Here is a 25,030-nt window from a genome sequence, read left to right as displayed (position 1 = left end):
TGTCACTACCACAAAAATGGCTCTTTTCTTCTTATATCCAAATCGCTAAATGCTGTTGCCAGCAGTACATAAGCACCATATGCTAGAGTTTCCCCATTTAAGCAAGGAAAAGTGATGGTAAAACTCATTGTTTTTGTATTTACAGTATTCGCCCCAATCGCACTTTCGCAACCAACAATTAATAATGCGCTACCCTTTCCTGATAAAAAACAACGAACAGAGATTACCACACAGCTATTTTCTGGAATAGAAAGCATCGATGCCATAACAATAACACTGCGCAATAAAACGAGACGTATAGACTGGAAAACCTACAAAACCATAGCAAGTAAACGTATCATAAACTCAAATAATTGGGATACCTTATACCGTGCCCTAGACAACCTACATTATGGAATTTTAAATCGTCACTCCTATTTGATAGTTGATGAAAAGGCACGCCAACAAGTCACGAACTTCCCTAAGTGGCCGAAGCTCGAAATAGGCTATACATGGCCTCAAATTAGCTTTTTCTCTACAAGAAACCAAAAGTCAATCAGACTTATAAACGAGCGTAGCATAGAAGATTTGTTTGAAGAGTTTTTCAACTTTTATTGTAATGATGTACATAAATCAGGTTGCCTGCGGCTGTTCTCCAGCTACATGAAATCGGGCTACTTCTTCTCTGGTGGCCTAGACAAACTCGTCGTTAGTTACACAGATAACAGTTCAGATGTTTTTGTAAAACAGGGGCAACAAAAAAGCAAGCAGCAAGCTTCTTCTAAATGTTCAGAAATGTATTTACCGCTTGGCTTAAATTTACTCTACAAAGGCAGTCAGTCATGCCTATATGAAAGCGACGGTGCCTTTGTGCTTAAGATATTCTACTTTGGTAAATGGGGTTCTCACAGCGATGATATCTACTGTGACGAAGCTAAAGAACCAGGTATGTGCTTCGATATTAACGAAATAAAGCAAATTACACATCGCTCACAAGCTAAGCCCCTAATTGTAGATATCCAGAATAATAAAGGTGGTTCAGAAAATACGCCTTGGATCGCCGCTTTGACCCGAAATGGGTTCAGAGACAATTTGATCCAGTATCGAAATACACCACTTTTGGAGAATAAAGAAATCCGGGATAGTGCGTTTTACCAAAGTAAAAGAGCCGAACGTTGGTATCAAAATATTGTCGCTGACATCACCAGTCGCAATGACTTTCTGCCTCCTCGGCCTGACTTTTGCCGTGGCTCTTCCCAGTGCGACATTCGCATGATTGACTCGTCTTCCACGCCTATTAAATACGAGTCCTTAAAACTCGTAGTCAATGCTGGATGCGTTAGCTCTTGTGATGATTTTATTTGGCGAACACGCCAGTATGCAAATGCGAAAACCTTTGGACAATTGCCGGCTACAGATGGCGCCTATGCCAGATTAACTGGTTACTTATTTATCACTAAAACAGGGAAGATAATTACTATTATCACTGGGGAAGGTGAGCACCCTGCAGGTGATAATGGAACTTTGTTACTGACTTATCAACTCCCTATTTCTAAAACAGTGAGCTTTGACGGAGAAATGTTGGAAGGAAATGCTAGCGTACTTGACAACTTATTGCCTGTAAGCAAACTAAACTATGTTAATTTGGAATTAGATAACTTGGTAAATGCCTTGCGTGATTAAAGCATCCGATTAGCTAGAACACGAAATACAGTGAAGCTGCTATATCCAAGATAGCGGCTTCACTGCTTTAAGAGCGTCAGATACCTACTTAATTTCAACACGGGCTGAGCGCATCACGATTTCATCGTTTAGCTCAATACCAAGCCCCGGTTCTTCTGACACTGTAAAGATACCATTCTTAGGCTGTGGGTCTTGCAAGCATAGCTCTCTGTTCCACTTTTTGATTGCGTAAGTATGGTGCTCATGGATCAGGAAGTTTGGGATCGCGGTTTCCAAGTGTAATGAAGCTGCGGTTGCTACCGGGCCGCCACAGACATGCGCCTGAATACGGATATCAAAGATATCGGCGTAATCACATACCTTCTTAGTTTCCGTAAAGCCACCACATAGGCCAATATCTGGCTGCAGTACATCAATACTTTGATCTTCAAAATAAGGGCGAACACCCCAGCGATTATACAAACGCTCACCACCAGCGATTGGTACAGAGGTCTTGTTGGCTACCTTTGCATGTAAAGAGTGGTTAAGATAATTCACTGGCTCTTCATAATACATACAATCAAATTCTTCAGCGATGTCTGCAATTTGAATGGCTGATGTCGCGCCTGGTAAGCTGTGGCACTCAAAAATAATGTCCACTTCATCACCTACCGCTTCACGTATTGCTTTCATTCTTGCACGGTATAATTTCATTTCCGCGCGCGAGATAAGCTTAGTTCTATCGTAATAGGTGTTACCATCTTTATCGTACTGAATTGGGTCAACTTTAACCGCATCGTACCCTTCAGCAATGGCTTTGTGAGCCGCTTCAGCATATTCGTGTGGTTGAACTAGTGCTTTAAACTCGCTATCCCAGTCAAACTGTAATTGTGAGGCATAGGTGCGAAGCTCAGGGTTCACTTTACCACCAAGCAACTGATAAACAGGTAGGTTTAAGGCTTTACCTTTAATATCCCAAAGCGCGGTATCTATTGCTGACATTGCCGCATATACCACAGGTCCGCCACCTAAACCCCAAAAGCTTTCTCTGAGCATACGCGACCAAAGCAGCTCGGTTTGAAACGGGTCATGACCAATTAAAAAAGCTTCAGCCATTTCTTTGATCATACTGGCCGCAGCGCTGTGGCCGAGATCGTATGCAAGCCCAGCTTCACCAACCCCTGAAATGCCTTCATCGGTGTGAATACGAACAAAAACGGGTGTCCAAGCAGGTCTATCTGGACAATGAATATCGAAAACTTCGACGCGATTAACTTTCATGTTGACTCCTATTGAGCAAAGCTTGGGTCTAGGCGGTAAGCTTTACGAAGCATTGCGGGCCATGCTAATTGACCACCGGTGCTACCGCTATGCACGACATTCGCTTGGTTATATATGTTATCAATAATGGGTTGTGGTACAGGTACGGCTTGTTGTCCCGTTGCTTGAATCGCAACTTGAATCTCGCATGCACGCTGTAAATCATAAAAACGCATAAAGGCATCGCCTACCGTTGGTCCAACAGTTAAACCACCATGGTTCACCAGCAGCATATGATTGGTTGTACCTAAGTCATCTTGCAAGCGCTTTTTTTCATCCATATTCACTGCTAAGCCTTCATAGCCGTGATACGACAGTGATGGTAAGGAGAACATACTATGCTGACTCAAAGGCAATAAACCACATTCTACACTTGCGACTGCGATCGTCTCTTTGGTATGGAGGTGGATAACGCAATGCGCATCTTCTCGCACCTCATGGATTGCACTGTGAATGGTAAAGCCCGCTGGATTAATCTTAAATGGTGTATCATCAAGAATATTCCCTTCAAGATCGACCTTCACCAAATTAGAAGCGGTGACTTCATCAAAGGTCAGGCCAAAGGCGTTTACTAAATAATGATCCGTACCCGGCAAACGCGCCGACATATGCGTATAAATTAGATCTCCCCAACGAAAGTGCTCAACCAGTCGATAGCAAGCGGCAAGGTCAACACGCAGCTGCCATTCTTCTGCGCTTACTTTGTCTTTTAAATTTAACTGAGGTAATTCGAACATGGGGATCCCTTATTGACTCCACATTTGGATGTATAGAAGTCTAAATTAGCTTAATTATATCTTCAACTAAAAACCACCGCGAACGGTGGTTTTTTATCATCTTTGATATCTAACTTTGATGTTATTCAACTTTAGATAGATACTCTGCAATCGCATCGATTTCAGCGTCAGTGACATTAGCAATCATCGCCTTCATTGCTGCTGTCATACCGTTATTACGTTTACCTGATTTGATATCTTTCATTTGCGCCGCTAAATACTCTTTGCTTTGACCATTTACCTTTGGATACAGAGGCATGATCGGTGCTTTACCTTCTGCACCATGACAGGTTTGGCACATCTTTGCTGTATACAATGCTTTACCATCTGCAGCCATTGAACTTGCTGAACCTAGTGCGCAAATTGCCACCGTAGTCCCTACTAGTAGTTTTTTCATCTTGCTCATATCATTACTCTTTTTATTGACGGTTAACGTTGTAAGTCAGTGTAGACTAAAGTTTGACCTAAAGCCTAATCACTACCACATCAAATCATCTGGGACTTCAAAGTCAGCGTAAGGATCATCCTCATCACCTTGCTGGTTGTCCTCAACATGGAAAACGATATACTTCTCGTCTACCTCTGCAATCTTTCTAGCAGGTTCATCTTGTAGCACATAGAATTGCCCTTCTAAAACACAAATCGCTAAACGCCCCTTTGATAGCGCTTTTTGTGTTTCGGAATTAACTTCTAACTCCTTCACCTTATTTTGATATGTGAAGTTAAAAGTCACATTACCGCGGATCTCATCTTGGTTATGGTGTTCTAAGATCTGCTTCACGCGAGCAATTTGCTCTTTATCTTTTAGCGTTTCTTGCTTCGCTTTATTTAGCTCTTCGGCACGCTTTTGCTGCTCAAGCTTTGTCTGCTCAATATGTTTTTGAAGGTCTGTTTGGTCGCTCGTTGCGCCCTTTTTCTTTTTCTTCTGCTGTTTACGCTTTTGTGTTTTTGCAACTTTCGCCTTGTGCTCAGTTGTTAGGCCTGCTTTTAGCAACTGATCTTGCAGTGAACCCATCATGCAACTCCGTAAAATAGACTTTTCACTATTTTAACTCAGCAATTTCGATTGACCAGAGAGGAATCGGTCAATCTAATGTAAAACTACCAAAATTATTGTTGCACACCGTGATTTAGCGCAAAAAATTGTCATCTAGTTTGCTTTAATTTAAGCTAACTCATCGAAATAAAAAGCCTTATAGCTTAATGCCTGTCATTCATCTACTGCTTTGCTCCGTTACCATTTTTTTTGTGCTCTATGCACCGCAGCCGCTGCTGGCTGAGTTTGCGGAGCAATTTAATGTGTCAGCGTCAGATGCGGGCATGCTGATGTCAGCAACTATGCTACCTCTGGCTATCGCGCCAATCTGCTACGGATTATTGCTGGCAAAGTCCAATCCGCTGCGCATTTTAAAATGGACCATGCTGCTCTTGGCACTCAGCAGTTTAGCATTTGCTTCAATGACTTCGTTTTCAGGGCTCTTGTTTACTCGGTTAATTCAAGGGTTATTATTACCTGCTGCACTCACTGCGATGACGGGTTATATCGGCCAACAGTTTAGTGGCTCACAGTTGAAAAGAAACATGAGCTTGTACATCGGAAGTACCATAGCCGGAGGTTATTTTGGCCGTACACTTGCGGCCAACTTTACTGTCTGGTTTGAGTGGCGAAGTTTCTATTACCTAAACGCATTGTTATTGATTGTGCTGGCATTTAGCATTCGAGCCAGCAAGAACAAACCACCAATAATTCACGCGACAAGGATCAGAGACTACCTGGCACCACTCAAGCAATCGCGCCTAGTGAGATTATACAGCTCTGTATTTTGTATGTTTTTCTGCTTCGCGGGACTACTCAACTTTTTACCGTTTATACTCAAGTACGACTTTAATTTAACCGATCCCAGTAAAGTGGGCTGGGTCTATACAGGCTATTTGGTTGGTGCTTTAGGGTCTATTGTTACACCTTGGCTACAAAGTAAATTTCATTCTACCTGGCGATTTTTAGCTGTGATGTTTTTAGTCTACGCTGCAACCATTGCGCTATTACCCGTGGCGTCTGTGTTCTTTTTTGTAGTCTTATTTACGCTGTTCTGCGGCTGTATGTTTGTGATCCATTCTACCGCTGCACCATTAGCCAACAGTATTAGTCAGGCACCTGCAACCGTCACCAATGGCGCTTATGTTTCATTTTATTATTCCGGAGGCGTGCTGGGATCTTACCTTCCGGGTTTGATTTATGAGCAAGCTGGTATCGCTTGGTTTTGTGCGTCACTTTTTATCGTTTGTACAGTCGGCTTAGCTCTGAGTTTGAGAAACACAGTCAACCCAGTGAGGTGAATGTCCTGTGACTTGCCAAAAGCGCTTTAAATCTTCGAGCGTTAACACCCAAGTTTTAGTATTCACTAGGGGATGGCACTGCCATAAGTGCGCAGATTGCAGTTCACTATCAAGCCATAATTCGACTCGTTGCTCGTTGTCGTTATGCAGTGTGAGTACTGACACACAGCCTTGTTCCACCCCTAAATACTTCGCTAATCTGTCCGTCGATGCAAAACCTAAACGCGACACCCCTTGAGATTTAGACAGCGCTTTTAGGTCGACTTGCTTATCTGCAGGAATAATAAAAAGAAAGTGTCGCTTTCCATAGTTATCTCGGAGGAAGAGATTTTTCAGTCGCGTCCCTTTTCTCTCTAACTTCAAGTTGTCAGCATCTAGACAAGTATGTAACGGTGGATGCTCATAATTGAGATAGTTGATATCTAACTGAGCGAGCCGCTCTGCAAGTGCACTTGGATTGTTTCTGATCACAAACACTTACCTCGTAACTGAACGCTACGCTGTCGCCAGTATACATCGGTAATTTTATGACCTGAATTACAGTAGTCCGCCTCAATCAAAGCCGGTTTTAATAAGGCGACAGCTTGCTCTTCTAGCTTGAGTTTTAGAGCGGGAGAATCTTCAATACGCTCAAACTCGGCAAAGCGTTTTAACTCTCTTCTTGATATTGGCTTACTTGCATCCAGCTCCATTCGAGGTGTTGCTTGTACCGTTACAATGAAAGCAAATTCTTTATCACCAGTTGGCGAAAGACGCTTATGAAGAGATTGTTTTTCGATAATAAGTTCAGGCTCATCAGGCTGTGATGCACAACTCGCTAGCAGCCCAATAATGAGAATAGAAAAGATATGACGCAGAACCATAATTCGCTTAATTCGTTTTATTTTCAGTTCAGTGTAACAAAGACTATAAAAAAATAGCGAAATTTTTTGTCTGGGGTTGACGGGAATATAAAAAATGATTAAATTTCGCTTCGTCCACTGACGGAATGTGGGGCTATAGCTCAGCTGGGAGAGCGCCTGCCTTGCACGCAGGAGGTCAGCAGTTCGATCCTGCTTAGCTCCACCACTTTCCGCACTTCTTACAAAATTGACCCTCTAAATCGAAAAGAAAAAAGCCCAAGTCTTTCGACCCGAGCTTTGCAGTTACTTATGTCATTCTGTGTATACCACTGAGTATAATTCTTCCATCTACTCAAGCAGCATCAGTTCATTATTCTCTGATTTGGCCTTCACCATTCACTAAAAACTTTTCGGTTGTTAGCGACTCCAAGCCCATAGGTCCGTAAGCGTGCAATTTGGTGGTAGCAATACCAATCTCGGCACCTAAACCTAACGCTGAACCATCACTAAAGCGTGAAGAGGCGTTAACCATCACGACGGAAGCATCTACACCGCGTTGGAACAAATCAGCAGCTGCTTTGTCTTCCGTACAGATAACTTCGGTATGGTGACTACCAAAGCGATCAATATGTGCAAGCGCTGCATTAAAATCAGCAACCTGACGAACCGCTATTTCAAGACTCAAGTATTCTTCGCCAAATTCGTCATCGCTTAACTCAACTGCATTATCAAAATAAGCTACGGTTTGCTTACACGCATTAATTTTCACACCCCTTTCTGCTAGTGCTGCAGCAACTTTCGGTAAAAAAGTCGGAGCGATATCTTGATGAACGATTAACCCTTCAAGCGCATTACATACACCAGTACGCTGCGTTTTACCGTTTAACAGAAGCGCCATTGCTTTATCGAGATCGGCCGCTTTATCTATATACAAGTGACACACGCCCTTAAAATGCTGGATCACTGGCACCGTACTATTCTCAGTAACGAAATTGATTAGACCCTCACCGCCACGTGGGATGATAAGGTCGATATATTCTTTTTGCTGCATCAGCTCCATTAACAACGCGCGGTCTGGATCCGGAATAACAGAAACCAACGCGGCAGGTAGATTATGTTTTTCGAGCGCCTGATGCATCGCTTTTGCGATCTCTAAAGAACTTGATAACGCTTCTTTACCACCACGCAAAATAACACCATTACCTGATTTAAAACATAGTGCACCGGCGTCAGCGGTGACATTGGGGCGCGCCTCATAAATCATGCAGACAACACCAAGTGGCACTCGCATTTTACTGATTTTAATGCCATTTGGTCTTACACCCATGTCTCTACGTGCACCCACTGGATCGTCCAGTTGAATGATGGTCTCAATGCCCTCAGCCATGCTTTCAATCCGCGCTTGGTTAAGCGTTAATCTATCTATCATGGCGTCGCTAAGCTGGTTATCACGAGCAGCAGCTAAGTCAGCTTCATTGGCTTTAATAATGGCATCGCTGTTATCACGGATCCCTTTTGCCATATCTGCTAACACTGCATTTTTTTGCTCTGTAGATAATAGTGCTAACTGTTTCGCTGCTTTTGCAGCCTGTGATGAAATATCTGTGATTAAACTCATGTCTTATGACTTCTCCAATAATGCAATATCTTGTTCTGAAATAACGGGTCCGATACTATCTTGAATTCTTTCGCTGATCGGATTCTCTTCGCGTTCAGTTAAAAAGTTTAATAGGCAGCTACTGTAATTGGTGGTTGCTTTGGCTAAGCGCTTACCATCTTTGCTCCTCACGAGCACGGTATCTCCAACAGAAAACTCACCTTTTACTTCAGTGATTTCATCACCACTTAACTGACCCACCACTTGATTTTCGCCTGAGCCATAATCGCTATCAACGACCAGCTCACCTTGCTCTGATGCTGTGTGAGTCATCCAATGCACCGCTTCTTGCATCGGTTTATCATAGGCTGTAAATACCGTGCCTGGATTTTTTCCCGCCAACAATAATTCAAAGGTTGTTTCTTCGAAGCCGTTAACAATATAGGTATCTATACCGTGAGACGTCGCCTTTTCAGCAGCTTCAATTTTGGTCTTCATACCACCGGTGCCAACCTTGCTCGTTGGACAACCTGCCATATCGTAGATTTCTTCAGTGATCTCTGTCACCTCAGAGATCAGCTCTGCATCAGCATGTAAATTAGGATTTTTGTTATATAAACCACTGACATCGGAGCAAATAATTAGCCCATCTGCATCTGCAGCCCCAGCTACCATGGCAGACAAATTATCGTTATCACCTACCTTCAGATCGTCTGTGGTCACGGTGTCATTTTCATTGATAATAGGCAGTATTCCATGATCGAGTAAAGTGAATATTGTTTCACGAATACTGGTATATCTTTCCCTATCACGCAGGTCGCCGTGAGTCAGCAATATCTGCGCCGACGGGAAGTCAAAGAAACGGTCCCACGTAGCCATCATCTCAGTTTGGCCAGCTGCCGCCATCGCTTTTTTCACCGCAATGCTCGGCTGCTCTGAATTAGGAAATAAGTGCGACCCTGCTGCGACTGAACCTGAAGAGACGAGGATCACCTCGATACCTCGAGCTCGACAACGCACGATGAATTGCGCGATGCTGAGTAAATAGCGGGATCGACACCCATCTTGCTCTGGCGCGATCAACGCACTCCCGATCTTGATTACTATACGTTTTGACTGTTTCATCGACATAAATTCCTGCATTAAATTAACCACCCACTCACGAGTTGGTACTCCAAATATCTCCTATTAGAAGACAACAGAAAGCGCAATGCATCGACCAAAAAGTCGGCAAATAGATAAAACAAACAGACGTGCGGCGGCGAAGACCTTAGTCCCATCATGTCGCCACACATGCTAAACCCAGACGCAGTAACAATCGTTAACTGGCTGACATTTCACTAATAGAAGATTGATTGTGACATCAAGTACTTAACCTTTGATGTCGAGCCGTTTCCAACAGGGCCACCATGGTTTGGTGCGGCCGGAAAGGCTGTACCGCAATGAATAATTGCGTAATGAGTAGATTGTGAATGACGGCGCGATTTACTCCACGCCTTGAACGTTTATTACCTTAACGTAAGCAAGGGTAAGATTGCAACCCTATCCCATGTTAATTATTTATGACCACCATAAATCAATTTTATAATACCTTATTTTCAGTAATTTATTCACTTTACCCTCATTCGCGCTGTGTTATAACTGGATGCTAGCTATACTGATAAAAATGTTGGGATAATCCAACCGGGGAGAATCTATGTCAGCAATCTACATTGCAGGTATTGCAGTATGTTCTGTAATAGCACAATGGCTTGCTTGGGCCTTTAAGGTTCCAGCAATTTTGTTTTTACTTCTTATAGGTCTTGCTTTGGGGCCATTTAGTGGCACGCTGGACCCAGATGCCTTACTCGGGGATTTACTCTTTCCCGTCGTCTCACTTTCCGTTGCTGTAATCCTCTTTGAAGGTTCACTAACCCTGCATTTTAAAGAACTCAAAGGAATCGGTAAGGTTGTACGGAATCTTTGTTCTATCGGGATGTTAGCAACCTTTGCGGTGATAGCAACGACCGCAATTTTTGTGCTGGAGCTTAACTGGCAAGTTGCCGCCGTTTTGGGCGCAGTACTTGTCGTGACTGGTCCAACAGTTATTGCCCCGATGCTGAACGCCATGCGCCCAGACAAAGACATAGACCGTATTTTACGTTGGGAAGGTATAGTCATAGACCCAATTGGTGCACTCTTTGCGGTACTCGTATTTGAAGCCGTCTCTTTAGTTGGTGGCGAAGGTATCTTCAGTCATACCCTGTGGGCGCTCGTATCAACACTTGGTGTGGGGATAAGTATTGGCGTCGCATCAGGTTACCTTACCACTTACCTAATAAGAAAAGAGTGGCTTCCTTTCGAGCTTCACAAGTTCGCCATTTTAGCGCTAGTGTTGTTTAGCTTTACGCTATCGAATCATCTGAGCCATGAGTCGGGTTTACTAGCCGTGACTATCTTTGGTATTTGGCTCGCTAACCAAGATGACTTGGAAATAGACTCAGTGTTAGAATTTAAAGAAGATCTCTCAATGATCCTGATTTCGAGCTTATTTATATTACTCGCGGCACGACTCAAGTTAGAAGATTTAATGCTGTTAGACACCGACGTCTTTATCTTTCTAGCTGTAGTATTATTTATTGCTCGACCACTGTCGATATTCTTATCGACGTTCAATACAGACTTACCGATAAAGTCTCGCATTCTGTTAAGTTGGATAGCTCCTCGAGGTATTGTTGCTGCAGCTGTAGGCTCAGTTTTTGCGTTGAGTATGACCAAATCACAGATAGCAGATGCGGATAAAATGGTGCCGCTTATCTTCACCGTCATCATTGTCACCGTGGTACTACAAAGCCTAACGGCAACGCCTTTCGCACGTCTTTTAGGAGTGCGTCAACCAAAGCCCAATACCTTACTTATCATTGGTGCAAACCATGTAGCTAGAGCGGTGGCTAAAGGCTTAAAAGACCAAAATATTGATGTTTATCTCTCCGATCCCGCTTGGGAAAACTGCAAGATGGCGAGAATGGACGGACTGCCTTGTTACTATGGTAACCCACAGTCGGAACATGCAGAGCGTTACCTCCCATTGACCAGCTTAAAGTCAGTGCTAGCGCTTTCACCTAACCGTCATCACAACGCTTTAGGTGTACAGTACTTTTCTCACTTACTTGGCGATCAATGTGTTTATTCGCTCAAATCATCCACTAACCACGCCAAGGCGAACAAAGATAGCGCCACTTTCCTTTCTCGCCAAATTTTGTTTGGTGACGAAGGTAATTACGCCAAGCTAAGTAGCATGATGGCTAAGGGCGGCAAAGTGAGCGTAACGCGGATCTCAGAAGAGTTTAAATGGGAACAGTATAAAGAGGTTAACAGTGAAGCAATCCCGCTGTTTGTACTCACAGAGCAGAACAAAGATGAGGAACCCATCTTGATCCGCCCGTTTACCTCTGACATGAAAAAGCTTCCAGAGGAAGGCGACCGCGTATTGGCGTTACAACCGCCTAAGTTAACGGTGCTTAAAGATCCAAATGTGAATAAAGAAAGCCAAATTGGTGCAAAGCTTAGCAGCCAGCAAATTACTTAACCTGAGATTTGGATAAGAAATAAGCTAACTTTACGAGCTTTATTTAGAAACAAGCAAAGCGGCGTCACTTACGCCGCTTTTACTTTGCACTCAAAACCTGCTGAAGTAATATCTATTGATCCAACGGAGTTAACCTGAGCCTCAGGTTATACAACCTGAACTCGGGATAAGAAGTAAGTTAATCCACTAAAATCACTAAGTTCAAAAGCGTAGTGTCACTCTAGCCAGAAGTTATTTCTTAATACAAGGCAAATTTGTGCGCCAATAGCTGGCCTATTGCAAGCAAATTTAACGCAGTAGTAAGGGATAGCAGCTGCTAGAGAACAAGTTGTTATCCCGAGTTCAGGTTATATAGGCAATCTCGCACGCTTGACCACACTATCAGGCATTTTGTTTGCCAGTTGACCTAGTGCTACCTGAATCCGCTTATGTAGCTTTTTATCTGCAACTGCGGAATGGAACAGCCATCGATAGGCGTCTTCATAATCTCTAGGACTACCATGACCTTGATTAAATACATCTACGAGTCTTAATTGAGCGTTTAAGTTGCCAAGTGCTGCGGCTTCTCTCAGATAGGTTACCGCCATCGCTTTATCTTCTTGCACTAACTGGCCAACATCATAGTAGCGACCTAATTGTTCAAGCGCCGCGGCAAGGCCCTGCTCTGCAGCCCTTTTCATATAATAAAGGCCGAGCTCAACATCTCTGTCTACACACACGGCATAAGCTAACATGTCACCATAAAGAAACTGATACGAAGGCAGCGCCATGATCTCAGCACGCGCTTCAATATCTTTAACCAGCTGGCACTCATCCGCTTTAACCCGAGCAAGGTGTTGATTTTTTTCAATGAGCGCTAGTAGCTCTTGTTGCGTATACAAAGGCACAGCTTCGATAGCCTCTTCGGCAGATACTTTGCTCTGTATACTGAGACTTAAGGAAACACTCAATGCTGAAGCTGCAAAATAACGAAGTAAGTAATTCATCGAAGACCCATCAAAGTAAAGCTGATTGTTTAACTATAGCAGGCTACAAAGGCAAATTACTTGCTCTGCAGCAACATCGACACTCAAATTTGATTAAGCATTATTTACGCCAAAGCGAAGTCTAATTTTATCATATGAGCAAACATTCGCTTACTTATCGGCAGGAAGACAAAAACTTGTAGGGTAATAGACACAAAAAAAGCTGCCGTAGCAGCTTTTTTCTTTATCAATCGACAGCAGGATTATTCAGCAAAAGGGTTGCGAACAATCATTGTCTCAACGCGGTCAGGGCCTGTTGAGATGATATCAATTGGCACGCCAGTGATTTCTTCTAGGCGCTTGATATAGTTGATAGCGGCTTCTGGAAGCTGCTCAACAGAAGTTGCACCAAAGGTGTTTTCGCTCCAACCAGGCATTTCTTCGTATACTGGAGTCACTTTCTCATAGCCTTCAGCAGCAAGAGGAGTCACATTAGTCACAGTGCCGTCTTCTAATTGGTAACCAGTACAGATTTTCACTTTTTCTAAACCATCAAGTACATCTAGTTTAGTTAAGCAGAAACCACTGATGCTGTTGATTTGAACTGCACGGCGCATTGCCACTGCATCAAACCAACCTGTACGACGTAAACGACCAGTTGTTGCACCAAACTCGTTGCCTTTCTCGCCTAAGTGTCTGCCAACTGGGTCTTGCTTGTCTTGACCATCGTAAAGCTCTGTAGGGAAAGGACCTGAACCAACACGAGTTGTGTAAGCTTTAACAATACCTAAAACGTAATCTAAGTGTAGCGGACCAAAACCTGCGCCTGTCGCAACACCACCAGCCGTCGTGTTTGATGAGGTTACGTACGGGTAAGTACCGTGGTCGATATCAAGTAATGTACCTTGCGCACCTTCAAATAGAATATGGTCGCCAGCATTACGCGCTTGATCAAGTAGTTCAGTAACGTCAACAATCATTGACTTAAGTACTTTTGCTACTTCCATTGCATCATCGTATGTCTTCTGGAAGTCTACTGGATCTACTTTGTAGTAGTTAACCAAGGCGAAGTTGTGGAACTCTAGTACTTCTTTAAGCTTCGCAGCAAATTGCTCTGGGTTGAAAAGATCGCCAACACGTAAACCACGACGTGCAACCTTATCTTCGTACGCAGGACCAATACCACGGCCAGTTGTACCAATGGCTTTTTCACCACGCGCTAGTTCACGCGCTTGGTCTAGTGCAACGTGGTAAGGCAAGATCAAAGGACATGCTTCGCTGATCAATAGACGCTCACGTACAGGAACGCCACGCGCTTCAAGCATGTGGATTTCTTTCATTAGCGCATCTGGTGCAAGTACTACACCATTACCAATTACACATTTAACGTCTTCGCGTAGTACACCTGATGGGATCAAGTGTAGTACCGTTTTCTCACCGTTAATTACTAGTGTATGGCCAGCATTGTGTCCGCCTTGGTAGCGAACAACTAAAGAAGCCTTATCTGTAAGTAGGTCAACTACTTTACCTTTACCTTCGTCACCCCATTGGGTGCCTAATACAACGACGTTTTTACCCATTGCAAATTCACTTAGAAAAAATTAGGCGCAGATTTTACCAGAAAACCATAGTCGAAATCACCCCAATTTGCCTAATTTTTCTGCTTTCAATAAGATTGATGATGTAAAGCATCAAGGCAAGTTACATAACTTGTTGAAAAGGTGGGTTAATAGCTGAAAATCAAACAACGTATTTTATTTTTATATCAAAATAGCTGTATTGTTCGGATTAATCGATAACTATCTCTTTGTTATCAAAAGTAAACTTTTATAAAATGTAAAAAGCCCAAAGGTTAACCTTTGGGCTTTTTAAAATATAGCTCAAGCTTGCTGGCGAGCCGTTAAGCTTGAGTGGTTAGCCTATAGCTCTAAATCATCTTCAACTTCAGCAAGGCCTTTATCTTCACCCTCTTCAGGCATAATAACCGCTTGCGCTAGGAGCATTTCTCTTAACTTGCCTTCAATTTCATTGGCAATCTCAACATTTTCTTTTAAGAACTTAATTGAGTTTGCTTTACCTTGGCCAATTTTACTGCCGTTATAGCTAAACCAAGCACCCGCTTTATCAACCAGTTTGTGTTTCACACCTAAGTCTATCAACTCACCTTGTTTCGACGTACCTTCACCGTACATGATGATGAACTCAGCTTGTTTAAATGGTGGTGCTACTTTGTTTTTCACAACCTTAACACGAGTTTCGTTACCAACAACCTCATCACCTTCTTTCACTGAACCGATACGACGAATATCAAGACGTACAGATGCATAGAATTTAAGTGCGTTACCACCAGTTGTGGTTTCAGGGTTGCCAAACATCACACCAATCTTCATACGAATTTGGTTGATGAAAATACATAATGTGTTCGAGCGTTTGATATTAGCTGTAAGCTTACGCAATGCTTGTGACATGAGTCGAGCTTGCAAACCAACGTGTGAGTCACCCATATCGCCTTCAATTTCAGCTTTAGGGGTAAGTGCTGCTACCGAGTCAATAACAACCAAATCAACCGCACCAGAACGAACTAGCATGTCACAAATTTCAAGCGCTTGTTCACCGGTGTCAGGCTGTGATACTAATAACTCATCAACATTAACGCCTAACTTTTCGGCATAGATTGGATCGAGTGCGTGTTCAGCATCAACGAACGCACATGTTTTTCCCATTTTTTGCGCTTCTGCAATCGCTTGTAATGTTAGCGTTGTTTTACCTGATGATTCTGGACCATAGATTTCAACAATACGACCAGTTGGTAAGCCGCCGATACCAAGTGCAATATCCAGACCTAATGAACCCGTTGAGATGGCTTCAATATCTAGCGCCTTGTTCTCACCCAGTTTCATGATTGAGCCTTTACCAAACTGACGCTCAATTTGTGATAGTGCTGCGTCTAATGCCTTTTGCTTGTTATCGTTCATTTGCTTCTCCAATTCAGCGTAATGACACCTAGTATACTGTATGAAATTACAGTATCAAGTAGAATTTTATGATTTTACCATCGCTACAGTATTTTTTAATGCAAATTCAATGGCTTGAAGTCTTATTTCGGCCCTATTCCCAGTAAATACTTGGTGAAATGCCTGAACTCTATCACTATTCGCAATAGCAAACCATACAGTACCTACGGGCTTATCAACGCTGCCTCCAGTTGGTCCAGCGATACCAGATACAGCAATGGCAACTTCAGCATGAGCTGCCTGCTGAGCACCTTTGACCATCTCCAAAACCGTTTGCTCACTCACGGCACCAAATTGCGTTAGGGTTTGTTGTGATACTCCCAATAATTCGTGCTTAGCTTGATTACTGTATGTCACAAAACAACGTTCGATATAAGCAGAGCTCCCCGGCGTATCTGTTAACGCATAACTCACCCCACCACCTGTACATGACTCTGCGGTAGTGATTGTTACGCCGTTATTCGTTAGAATAGCGCCCAATTGTGCCGCATATTCGGCTATCTCTTTGTAGTGCTCCATAGGAAAACCTTTTAGGTATCAACAATGTCGTCAGATCTATATTCAGAACACACTATAAACCAACAAACCCCAATGATGCAGCAATACCTGCGAATTAAAGCTCAGCATCAAGAAATCTTGCTGTTCTATCGCATGGGCGACTTTTATGAACTCTTCTTTGACGATGCTATCAGAGCGGCGCAGCTTCTCGATATATCTCAAACCTATCGCGGTAAAGCCGGTGGCAATCCAATTCCAATGGCAGGTGTTCCCTATCATGCAGTTGAAAACTACTTAGCTCGCTTGGTACAACTGGGTGAATCTGTTGCTATTTGTGAGCAAGTTGGCGACCCAGCGACCAGTAAAGGTCCTGTAGAACGTAAAGTTGTGCGTATTGTTACTCCAGGTACCGTCACCGACGAAGCACTATTGCAAGAACGCCAAGATAATTTACTTGCGGCGGTCTACCAACATCCAAAAAACTTAGGTTATGGCGTTGCCTATCTTGATATTAACTCGGGCCGATTTAATATCGTAGAGCTACAGACTGACGAAGCACTTAATTCCACGTTACAGCGCTTGCAGCCCGCAGAATTGTTATATCCAGAATCATTTCAGAACCTTTTAGTGCTAGAAAGCATTAAAGGCAGTCGTCGCCGTCCAGATTGGGAGTTTGATTTAGACACAGCAAAGCATTTACTTTGTCAGCAGTTTGCAACCCGCGACTTAGTCGGTTTTGGTGTCGACAATGCCAATATGGGTTTAATCGCCGCGGGTTGTGTCATGCAATACGTGAAAGACACGCAACGCACTGCATTACCTCATATTCGTGCGATCACGCTAGAAAAGAATGAGCACGCAGTGATCTTAGATGCCGCGACGCGCAAAAACTTAGAGCTAACTCTAAACCTCTCTGGCGGTGTTGAAAACACCTTAGCGCAGATTTTAGATAAGTCTTCAACGGCCATGGGTTCGCGCTTACTAAAACGCCGCATTCATACGCCCGTGCGCGAACGCAAAGAGCTCAATGCTCGACTCAATGCGATTGCGAGCCTTATCGAACAACAACTATGCATGGAAGTTTACGATGCACTAAAACACATTGGCGATATTGAACGAGTCGTAGCCCGGTTAGCGTTATTTACCGCTCGTCCGCGTGATCTAACGCGCTTAAGAAGTGCATTACAAGCGTTACCGCCACTGCATGATATTTTACAAGATGCGACGGATACGAGACTTCAGTCTATTATTAGCCATTCACCTGCATTACCTAAGTTACAAGATTTGTTAGAACGAGCGGTTATCGACAATCCCCCTGCTCTCATTCGTGATGGTGGAGTAATAGCACAGGGCTACAATGCAGAGCTTGACGAGCTACGCGCATTAAGCGCAGGTGCCACGGATGTTTTAGAAAAACTTGAAGAAAGAGAGCGCGAACGCACAGGGATCTCGACATTAAAAATTGGGTATAACCGCGTTCACGGATTTTATATTGAGATCAGCCGGGCCAATTCGCACTTAGTGCCTGCGGAATACATTCGCAGACAAACACTGAAAAATAACGAACGCTACATTATTCCTGAGCTAAAAGAACATGAAGACAAAGTGCTTGGTAGCCAATCGAAAGCACTAGCACTTGAAAAGCGCCTATATGAAGAGCTCTTTGAACTCATCGCTCCTTATATTGAACAATTGCAAGTCATGGCTGCAGCGCTTGCCGATCTGGACGTATTAAACACCTTAGCCGAACGTGCTCAAACACTAGACTATTGCAAGCCCACGCTTACCGAGGGCACTGAAATTGATTTAGTGGATGGTCGCCACCCAGTCGTAGAACAAGTAAGTAAAGAACCATTCATTGCCAACCCAGTAAAACTCAACGATGAACGTAAAATGCTCATTATTACTGGACCAAATATGGGTGGTAAATCGACCTATATGCGTCAAACCGCGTTAATTGTGTTGATGGCGCATATTGGCAGCTATGTACCGGCAAGCGCAGCCTCCATCGGAATTGTCGATCGTATTTTTACTCGCATTGGTGCCAGTGATGACCTTGCCTCTGGGCGCTCAACCTTTATGGTTGAAATGACCGAAACTGCAACCATTTTAAACAATGCAACCGCCCAATCATTGGTGCTAATGGACGAAATTGGTCGTGGGACAAGCACCTATGACGGTTTATCACTCGCTTATGCGACAGCGGATTATCTCGCCAGCAAAATTGCAGCAAAAACACTGTTTGCTACTCATTATTTTGAGTTAACCGAATTGGCTGAGCAGCAAGCAGGCCTTGTTAATGTGCATTTGGATGCCGTTGAACATAACGATACTATTGCCTTCAAACACACAGTGATGGAAGGGGCAGCAAGTAAGAGTTTTGGTTTACAGGTAGCAAGTCTTGCCGGCGTGCCAAAAGCAGTGATTAAGTTAGCGAAACAGAAACTCGCTTTGTTAGAGCAACATCAGAGTGTCGTTGGCGATAAGTCTGCTCATGTAGCAGCGCCTGTACAACAGAGCTTAATGCTTGCCAATGAGCCTTCTGAGGTTGAAGCGCTACTTGCAGATATGGATCCCGATGATATGACACCAAAGCAAGCTCATGCTTTGCTATATCAACTTAAATCTATGCTGTAGAAAGTAAAAAAGCGGCTAAAAGCCGCTTTTTTAATGTTCTCTTACAATTAGAACTTGTGGTTATACTGAAGACCAAAGATCATCGCATGGCCTTTAGAGCGATAGCCCCACTCACTGAATCTGTCAGCTTCAGTGAAAGTTTGTGTTTTACCTCTTAAAACACTGATCCCGAAATCTACAGTTGCTTGGTTAGCAAGTGTATACTCCGCACCAAATGAGTACCAAGTACGGTCTGTATCAGGAATTGAGATAGATAGATGGTTTTCATCCGCTGGTGACTCATCATATGCCATACCTGCACGTAGTTTCACCGCATTACTAAGCTGATAGTCAGCGCCAACTGCAAAACGTAATGAATTAGAGAAATTCTCTTCTTTAGTGAATACTGAACCTGCGTTACCAACTACAGCTTCAAGTTCATCAAAACTATTCCAACCTGTCCAAAGTACGCTGTAGTGTAGTGAGGTTTCTTGGTTTAATTTGTGAGAACCTGAGATCTCAGCAATCGCAGGTAACGTTACATCCACTGAACCTGGTAGTGACGCGCCATTCAAGCCGCCCATCGCTGCTGGTAAGTCGTTACTAAAGTGACCATCAAATGTGATATCTGTTTCACTGCGGTAATGGAAGCCGATTAGGTTGTTTTCATCGATTTGATAAGCAACGCCTAGGTTCCAACCAAAGCCATAATCGTCACCTTCTAAGTGTACCGCCTGAGTACTGGCTGGCAAACCTGTCGTTGTCGCACCAAGGTTACGAACGATTTTAGCATCGGCATAAACTTCATTAATACCAAACGCTACGCTCCATTGCTCATCAATTTGGTAAGCAGCAGAAATACCTAAGTTAACGGTCTTAATTTCAGTTTCACCCGCGATTTGACCTGCAACATAATCCTTATCGAATTCTGTAGATAGACCAAACTGTGAATAGATACCAGCACCAATCGACCATTGGTCGTTATATTTGTGCGTTGCATAAATAGCAGGAATAATAGCACTTGGTGCGATGCTGTTGTCATTTAACGCTGATGCAGGGATACCATTGCTAGTACCTGTTCCCGTCAGGCTTACGTCCGGTTGAACATACATAGCTGCTACTGATAATTGCGTGCCTGATAGCTTACCCATCAATGCTGGATTACGTGCAACCACTGACGCATCGTCGGCTGCAGATGCTTCACCCGCATAAGCACGACCAAGGCCAGAGACGTTTTGTTCCGCAAGTTGGAAGGCGGCAGCTAGTGCTTGTGATGACGATAAAATCGCACCTGATGCGATAAGACCTAATAATACTTTGTTCATACTCTAATCCCCTGTGAACTAACCATTTCCTGAGTAATGGTTAAAAAAACCAATTCGAGTAACACTGCGCAGCCTCACTTTGACCTTGCTCACCTAGCCAATATCCAGCTATGCCACACACCCACCAAATTGGCAGAATAATAAATTCATGACACCCTACCTAAAAGTGGAGTAGAAATCTCCTTTTTTGCGACTTTTCGTTGATTAAGTGAACATATAACGAACAAATTACGCACTTTGTAAACTCATCGGATGAGATAAATTATCAAATGATAATAATTACCAATATCATTGACGTACCTTCATCCCTTATATACACTCTTCAATCTGAGTATGAGTCATTCAGTGTGTTAATCGTGCTAAGGAGAACAACATGTCGATAGCATTAATCGTTTGCGCATTGGTATTTTGCGGTCTCAGCGTATATTGCCTGTGTAAAGCAAACTACTGTGCCTGTCGCCACGCGGGAGAGTGCGATAACCCGGTCAGTCAATACTGGTTAGGTGCTATTGTTGCAGCGCTGCTATCACTGCTGCTAAGCTGTGCGGCGTTACATTCGGAAAAGGGAACATTACTGTGGATATTAATGATGGCAAGCTGTATGACTGGCGCGATGCTCTCTGCTAGATGGCAAAATCTCAAAAGACGCTGTAAAAACGCTTTCTTCCCTGTCGCGCAGTCCAAACCTTAAATCAGTAATTGATCTCTTAGCAATCGTGAGAGGTTAATTTGATAATCAAGCGGCCTGACACTTGCGATCACTTTTATCTCTGACTCGCTTAAATCCAAATCTTTTGCCGTAACATGGTGGAGATGTTTGGTATTGTAAAACACTCGTACAAGAGGTGCGGTTGGTGCATGCTTATTGCCTTCTAGTACCAATCCTAATCGCTCGTTGGTCAGTTTAACAATAGTCCCTACGGGGTGAACCCCCATACACTTAATAAAACGCTGCACTAAAATAGGATCAAATTGCTTTTTACTCGACAGTAAAAAACGTAACGCATTAATTGGTTCATCAGCCTCTTTGTGGTGCTGATCTGAGGTTATGGCGTCGTATACATCCACAATCGCCATCATTCTTGCCGCGGTGCTGAGTGCGTCGTCTTTAATCCCTCTCGGATAACCTGTACCATCTAAGCGTTCATGATGGTTGATGATCATGTCCAGCATAATAGGCGTGATCCCAGACTCACCTTTGCTCAACCCTAAAGACTGTGCCACATGTTTTTTGACCGCACGATACTCAAGATCGGTAAAATTGCCCGGCTTATTGATCAGCCCCTGGGGTAACTTAGCGTGACCAATGTCATGCAACATCGCCCCCATGGCTAACTGTTCAATAATGTGATGTTGCAAACCGAGGTGCTTGGCAAATACGGTGATCAGAATGGCGCAGTTGGTCATATGACGCCAATTGTAGGCATCTTTGTCTTTGATCCGAGTTAAAATCGCCATCGCATTTGAATTACGCAGTACCGAATCGACGATGTCTTTACTTACCTCATTGATGAGGCTCATATCGACCTTCAAACCCGATGTTACATCTCCATAGAGGCTTTGGATCTGACGGTTATTCTTTTCAAACTTTTGCATCGCAACCGCAAATTCTTGCTGCAAAGTTTGTTCTTTACTCACCGTTTTGGCTTTGGATTTTGGCTTGCTGCGAGCGGTGGAAAGACTGCCATCCATGCCATTTTTGGCGGCAGGTTCTTCAGGGGTTTGTGGCGCTTCAGTGACCGGTTCTGCTGGCTGCTGGTATTTCTGTGGTACAGGAATATCGCTCTGCGTAAAGTCTATAGTGAGCTCCAGTACTCCTTTGTCAATCAGCTTTTGAATGATGGCTTCATCTCTGACCATTCCCCGAGATTTGATCTTAATACCCGCGTCAGACTTATGCTTGTGAACATTATCCACAAACATGCCAGGTCTAAGATCTTCAATTGGGAGGACAATCTGCATGAATCGCTTACACTACGTAGTTAGCCAATGAATATTAATACCATTGAATGAGGTGAAACACCATCTATTCAGATTAAATTCACACAAAGGTATGGTGAAATTACAACCACTCAGAAACGCTTGTTATACCAGTTTACTTAATTAAGTGATTTAATTTGAGGTATTTATGAAGTGTTGCAGAAGGGGAAACCCAACACCATATACATGCTGGGTTTTATACAGTTGCTATTCTTGGAAATAAGTTCCCCAGCCGTCGTATTCAACGCCAGCGTCTAGTGCAACCTTTTCTAACTTGTCTACGTCTTCCATGATAACGTCGGTATCCAGTTCGGCTTCTACTACAACATCAAAGCCCCAAATTTTACCGCCGTCTTCGAGCTCAAGCTCTGCTGGTTCTTCAACATCATAGCCCAATTTAAATGCCGCTAATGCTGCTGCTTCCAGCTTGTCAAAATCCTCACTTACAAAGTGATGTTCTACTTCATAAAGCGTTTCAGGGTTTGAACCGTCTTCTAGCAATGAAGAAACGATATCTTCACTTATCTCACGCCAGTTTTCCATTATTTTAATCTCGCTTTTGCATCTAATTCAGCTATTCTTTGAGCCATTTTAGCATGGATCTGAGCAGCGTGATCCCTTGCTGGCACTTCAGGGTCTAAATATTCCGGTTCTAGCATGTCGATATAGACCTTACCATTATTCCAACGATTGAGCTTTATCTGCTCATGCGTTGAACTCATACATACTGGGATAATAGGCACATTGGCGCTCATTGCGGTGTGAAATGCCCCGGTTTTAAATGGCAACAAACCGCGACCATAGCTTCTGGTCCCTTCAGGGAACATCCAAACCGATAGTTTTGACTCGGTGATTTTTTTTGCTGATTTGGTCAGTGTTCCTAAGGCTTTAGAACGATTGGCTCTATCAATCAAAATGTTGCCAGATAGCCAATACATTTGTCCAAAAAACGGGATCCACTTTAAACTTTTTTTCCCCATGCTGACGGTGTTTTTTGGCACCACGGCCGGCAGCGTAAAGAGATCATAATTATTTTGGTGATTTGCAACATACATCGCGGGGACAACATGCTTGGCATTTTCATGCTGCGTTATCACCAACTCAACGCCTATCAACTTTGACATATAGCCATACCATTTGGCTATCGTGTGCACATTGTTAGCGTGAAAAGGGCGCACAATGCACAATAACAATCCGCAAATACCACTAACAATGATAAACACTGTTAATAAGAGAATTCGTATAATGGCAATCAATTTAACCACTCCAGAATTAAAATCTTGCGCATTATAGTAAAATAAGCGAACACTTGTAAGCTCAAAATGATGATAGTTTAGAGGCTGCCAGAGGAATCTCAGAGTATGATAGTTAAGATACTGATCTATTTATAGAAAATAAAAATGCCGCTGAGTAGCGGCATTTGACACACGATTTATCATTTTTGCAAAATTTAGCTCATTGCGTTTTGCAGCTTTTTCATTGCTGACTTTTCTAGCTGGCGTACACGCTCTGCCGACACGCTATATTTCTCAGCAAGATCTTGTAATGTTGCTTTTTCGTCAGCAAGCCAACGTGCACTTACGATATCTTGAGAGCGCTCATCAAGCGTTTTCAGTGCTGCAAATAGGCGATTATGTGACTGCTCTTGCCACTGTTCTTGCTCAACTTCTTCGGCAAGGTCGCTACTTGTGTCTGTTAAATACTGTACTGGAGAGAAGTTACCCGCTTGGCTTTCATCATCGTCAGCAGATAGGTCAAAGCCCATATCTTGGCCTGCCATACGAGACTCCATCTCGCGAACTTCTTTCTCACTTACACCAAGCTCGTTTGCAACCGTTGTCACTTCGTCTTGGTTAAACCAACCTAAACGCTTTTTATTTTTGCGTAGATTGAAGAATAATTTACGCTGCGCTTTTGTCGTCGCAACTTTAACAATACGCCAGTTCTTTAATACATATTCATGGATTTCTGCTTTAATCCAATGTACCGCAAAAGAAACAAGGCGCACACCCACGCTTGGGTCAAAACGCTTTACTGCTTTCATCAACCCAATATTTCCTTCTTGGATTAAATCAGCCTGAGGTAGGCCATAGCCCGAATAACTTTTTGCGATGTGAGCAACAAATCTCAAATGAGACATAATGAGTTGCTTAGCCGCGTTAAGATCCCCTTCTTCCTGAAGACGTGTCGCAAGTTTTTTCTCTTCCTCAGCGCCAAGCATAGGTATTGTGCTTACAGATTGAAGGTAACCTTCAACGCTTGCGCTTTGCTGCCCAGTTAGTGCTAATGCGTATAAATCTTTAGTCATGTTTCACCTCAGTGATAAACCGTTTCGTGTATATTTAGCACTCTAACATCTAGAGTGCTAAATGCAATCTACTTTATCTGATTTTTAAAATCAACCTTTTTAGAAGAACTTCAAAAGTAAAATATAACCTACTGAATAATATTAAAAATATTGAATTAACTAGGCTTCTTTTTACGATATTATTTTTTTATGACAGTGCTAAATTTAAATAGTTCTGATTGTTTGAGTGCTAAAACCTGATAG

The 25,030-nt window shown here is 43.2% G+C and carries 22 protein-coding genes and 1 tRNA gene; 6 read left to right on the top strand and 17 right to left on the bottom strand.

The genetic code is table 11. The features are described from left to right. Positions 1 to 114 precede the first annotated feature (114 nt). The gene (locus DS891_RS19060) at positions 115 to 1,662 is read left to right on the top strand and encodes a S41 family peptidase (protein ID WP_010607216.1); all 1,548 of its coding nucleotides are present in this window, start codon (positions 115 to 117) and stop codon (positions 1,660 to 1,662) included. Between the two features lie 84 nt (positions 1,663 to 1,746). Here the strand turns inward: DS891_RS19060 and DS891_RS19055 are convergent, their stop codons facing one another. The 4 genes from DS891_RS19055 to DS891_RS19040 all read right to left on the bottom strand — a co-directional run bounded on the left by DS891_RS19055 (position 1,747) and on the right by DS891_RS19040 (position 4,752). After that, entirely contained in the window at positions 1,747 to 2,922 is a 1,176-nt protein-coding gene (locus DS891_RS19055) for a mandelate racemase/muconate lactonizing enzyme family protein (RefSeq protein WP_088531804.1), read from the bottom strand. Positions 2,923 to 2,930: 8 nt separating this feature from the next. Continuing rightward, entirely contained in the window at positions 2,931 to 3,698 is a 768-nt protein-coding gene (locus DS891_RS19050) for a class II aldolase/adducin family protein (RefSeq protein ID WP_010607214.1), read from the bottom strand. Between the two features lie 121 nt (positions 3,699 to 3,819). Further along, complete coding sequence (locus DS891_RS19045) at positions 3,820 to 4,143, bottom strand: c-type cytochrome (protein ID WP_174170622.1); 324 nt, start codon at positions 4,141 to 4,143, stop codon at positions 3,820 to 3,822. A 72-nt stretch (positions 4,144 to 4,215) separates the two neighbouring features. Further along, positions 4,216 to 4,752 (bottom strand): DUF2058 domain-containing protein, encoded by a 537-nt coding sequence (locus DS891_RS19040; RefSeq protein ID WP_088531806.1) that lies wholly within the window; start codon positions 4,750 to 4,752, stop codon positions 4,216 to 4,218. A gap of 188 nt (positions 4,753 to 4,940) precedes the next feature. On the opposite strand from DS891_RS19040, the gene DS891_RS19035 reads away from it, so the two are divergent. After that, positions 4,941 to 6,074: an MFS transporter gene (locus DS891_RS19035; RefSeq protein WP_174170621.1), complete on the top strand. Its 1,134-nt coding sequence runs from the start codon at positions 4,941 to 4,943 to the stop codon at positions 6,072 to 6,074. Here the strand turns inward: DS891_RS19035 and DS891_RS19030 are convergent. Continuing rightward, the gene (locus DS891_RS19030) at positions 6,033 to 6,545 is read right to left on the bottom strand and encodes a prolyl-tRNA synthetase associated domain-containing protein (RefSeq protein ID WP_174170620.1); all 513 of its coding nucleotides are present in this window, start codon (positions 6,543 to 6,545) and stop codon (positions 6,033 to 6,035) included. The genes DS891_RS19035 and DS891_RS19030 overlap by 42 nt on opposite strands. Further along, on the bottom strand, positions 6,542 to 6,937 hold the full coding sequence (locus tag DS891_RS19025) for a hypothetical protein (RefSeq protein ID WP_095729676.1): 396 nt from the start codon (positions 6,935 to 6,937) through the stop codon (positions 6,542 to 6,544). Before DS891_RS19025 ends, DS891_RS19030 begins: the two co-directional genes overlap by 4 nt. A 129-nt stretch (positions 6,938 to 7,066) precedes the next feature. Here DS891_RS19025 and DS891_RS19020 point away from each other — a divergent pair. Then, positions 7,067 to 7,142: transfer RNA gene (locus tag DS891_RS19020), tRNA-Ala, on the top strand. Between the two features lie 144 nt (positions 7,143 to 7,286). On the opposite strand, the gene DS891_RS19015 is transcribed toward DS891_RS19020, so the two are convergent. Next, a complete protein-coding gene (locus tag DS891_RS19015; protein WP_174170619.1) occupies positions 7,287 to 8,534 on the bottom strand; it encodes a glutamate-5-semialdehyde dehydrogenase in 1,248 nt (415 codons plus the stop codon). A gap of 3 nt (positions 8,535 to 8,537) precedes the next feature. Next, on the bottom strand, positions 8,538 to 9,638 hold the full coding sequence (proB, locus tag DS891_RS19010) for a glutamate 5-kinase (RefSeq protein ID WP_174170618.1): 1,101 nt from the start codon (positions 9,636 to 9,638) through the stop codon (positions 8,538 to 8,540). A 571-nt stretch (positions 9,639 to 10,209) separates the two neighbouring features. On the opposite strand from proB, the gene DS891_RS19005 reads away from it, so the two are divergent. Next, positions 10,210 to 12,081, top strand: coding sequence for a sodium:proton antiporter (locus DS891_RS19005; protein WP_174170617.1), 1,872 nt, complete (start codon positions 10,210 to 10,212; stop codon positions 12,079 to 12,081). A gap of 347 nt (positions 12,082 to 12,428) precedes the next feature. Here the strand turns inward: DS891_RS19005 and DS891_RS19000 are convergent, their stop codons facing one another. The 4 genes from DS891_RS19000 to DS891_RS18985 form a co-directional block, all read right to left on the bottom strand. Further along, positions 12,429 to 13,067, bottom strand: a complete 639-nt coding sequence (locus DS891_RS19000) for a tetratricopeptide repeat protein (protein WP_010378945.1) — start codon at positions 13,065 to 13,067, stop codon at positions 12,429 to 12,431. Positions 13,068 to 13,309: 242 nt separating this feature from the next. Beyond that, positions 13,310 to 14,626: an adenylosuccinate synthase gene (locus tag DS891_RS18995; protein ID WP_010378944.1), complete on the bottom strand. Its 1,317-nt coding sequence runs from the start codon at positions 14,624 to 14,626 to the stop codon at positions 13,310 to 13,312. A gap of 339 nt (positions 14,627 to 14,965) precedes the next feature. Beyond that, the gene (gene recA, locus DS891_RS18990) at positions 14,966 to 16,021 is read right to left on the bottom strand and encodes a recombinase RecA (RefSeq protein ID WP_095729681.1); all 1,056 of its coding nucleotides are present in this window, start codon (positions 16,019 to 16,021) and stop codon (positions 14,966 to 14,968) included. 66 nt (positions 16,022 to 16,087) lie between these two features. After that, the gene (locus tag DS891_RS18985) at positions 16,088 to 16,579 is read right to left on the bottom strand and encodes a CinA family protein (RefSeq protein ID WP_174170616.1); all 492 of its coding nucleotides are present in this window, start codon (positions 16,577 to 16,579) and stop codon (positions 16,088 to 16,090) included. 24 nt (positions 16,580 to 16,603) lie between these two features. Between DS891_RS18985 and mutS the strand changes: the two genes are divergently transcribed. Further along, on the top strand, positions 16,604 to 19,195 hold the full coding sequence (mutS, locus tag DS891_RS18980; RefSeq protein ID WP_174170615.1) for a DNA mismatch repair protein MutS: 2,592 nt from the start codon (positions 16,604 to 16,606) through the stop codon (positions 19,193 to 19,195). Between the two features lie 47 nt (positions 19,196 to 19,242). Here mutS and DS891_RS18975 read toward each other — a convergent pair whose 3' ends face one another. Then, entirely contained in the window at positions 19,243 to 20,499 is a 1,257-nt protein-coding gene (locus DS891_RS18975; protein WP_102057547.1) for an outer membrane protein transport protein, read from the bottom strand. 373 nt (positions 20,500 to 20,872) lie between these two features. Here DS891_RS18975 and DS891_RS18970 point away from each other — a divergent pair, with 373 nt between their 5' ends. Then, positions 20,873 to 21,190, top strand: a complete 318-nt coding sequence (locus DS891_RS18970; protein WP_010374094.1) for a hypothetical protein — start codon at positions 20,873 to 20,875, stop codon at positions 21,188 to 21,190. On the opposite strand, the gene DS891_RS18965 is transcribed toward DS891_RS18970, so the two are convergent. The 4 genes from DS891_RS18965 to rpoH all read right to left on the bottom strand — a co-directional run bounded on the left by DS891_RS18965 (position 21,187) and on the right by rpoH (position 24,787). Beyond that, positions 21,187 to 22,461 (bottom strand): HD-GYP domain-containing protein, encoded by a 1,275-nt coding sequence (locus tag DS891_RS18965; protein ID WP_174170614.1) that lies wholly within the window; start codon positions 22,459 to 22,461, stop codon positions 21,187 to 21,189. The two genes, DS891_RS18970 and DS891_RS18965, sit on opposite strands and share 4 nt — an antisense overlap. 225 nt (positions 22,462 to 22,686) lie before the next feature. After that, the gene (gene rraB / locus DS891_RS18960; protein ID WP_010374098.1) at positions 22,687 to 23,022 is read right to left on the bottom strand and encodes a ribonuclease E inhibitor RraB; all 336 of its coding nucleotides are present in this window, start codon (positions 23,020 to 23,022) and stop codon (positions 22,687 to 22,689) included. After that, on the bottom strand, positions 23,022 to 23,735 hold the full coding sequence (locus DS891_RS18955; protein ID WP_029215903.1) for a 1-acylglycerol-3-phosphate O-acyltransferase: 714 nt from the start codon (positions 23,733 to 23,735) through the stop codon (positions 23,022 to 23,024). Before DS891_RS18955 ends, rraB begins: the two co-directional genes overlap by 1 nt. A gap of 194 nt (positions 23,736 to 23,929) precedes the next feature. Then, entirely contained in the window at positions 23,930 to 24,787 is an 858-nt protein-coding gene (gene rpoH / locus DS891_RS18950) for an RNA polymerase sigma factor RpoH (protein ID WP_010374102.1), read from the bottom strand. Positions 24,788 to 25,030 lie beyond the last annotated feature (243 nt).

The organism is Pseudoalteromonas sp. JC28 (assembly GCF_013319255.1).
Lineage (GTDB): Bacteria > Pseudomonadota > Gammaproteobacteria > Enterobacterales > Alteromonadaceae > Pseudoalteromonas.
This window is presented reverse-complemented; position numbering and strand designations above follow the sequence as displayed.